The sequence below is a fragment of the Pseudoalteromonas sp. SANK 73390 genome, from assembly GCF_054966645.1.
The window spans coordinates 1-751 of the sequence record NZ_ARPN01000155.1 but is presented as its reverse complement, the minus strand read 5'-3'; the positions used below and the strand labels follow the sequence as shown (position 1 = coordinate 751).

Genomic DNA, 751 nt, shown 5'->3' with positions numbered 1-751 from the left:
ATCATCAGATCCCAACTCAAATTCAGGTAAAGACTCTAAATCTTCATCTGAGATCTCTTCGTTGTTACTTTGCTCAGAGTCATCTAGTGCATCACTGATCACATCTGACTCGTCAAGTTCATCATTCAACGACTCTTGTGCTGCTTGTTCATCAAACTCAGCTAAAGACTCTAAATCAAGATCGCCATCTTCCATTTCTTCATTTAATTCATCCAGCTCATTATCCAGCTCATCTGTTGCAAGAGAGCTTTCAGCCATGGCATCAGTTAAGCTTTGCTCTGTTTGACTAATTGATGGCTCGCCAAGACTATCATCAAGCTCAAGTTCTGGATAACTCTCAAGCTCCATGCTGGGCTCAACCAAATCTTCTAGCTCTTCCTCATTACCCTCTTCAGATAAATCAACTTCATCAGCGAGAGGATCATCTCCTAGCGCAATTTCTTCTTCATGACCGAGAACATCGTCCCAATCATCCAGCTCTTCTTCATCCAGCTCATTTAATAAATCATCGACACTTTGTAGTTGAGAAAGCTCGGATTGCTCATCTACTGTTTGCTCAGGCACCTCGTCTTCATCATCAACAATATCATCAACAATATCATCAAGCGATACATCAAATTGATTTTCGTTTAATTCTTGATCACTTTGTAACAAATCGTCGATGTCATCCAAGTCAGACTCGTCTAGTTCACCTTCAATACTTTCAGTTCGTTCATCGACCGCTTTAGATTCAGGTTCTATTTCAGATTCA

Annotated in this window: 1 pseudogene; it reads right to left on the bottom strand. The window is 40.5% G+C overall.

The annotated features are described in order from the left end of the window. Positions 1-751 (bottom strand): annotated as a pseudogene (locus tag SANK73390_RS18725) (hypothetical protein); the annotation flags it as partial.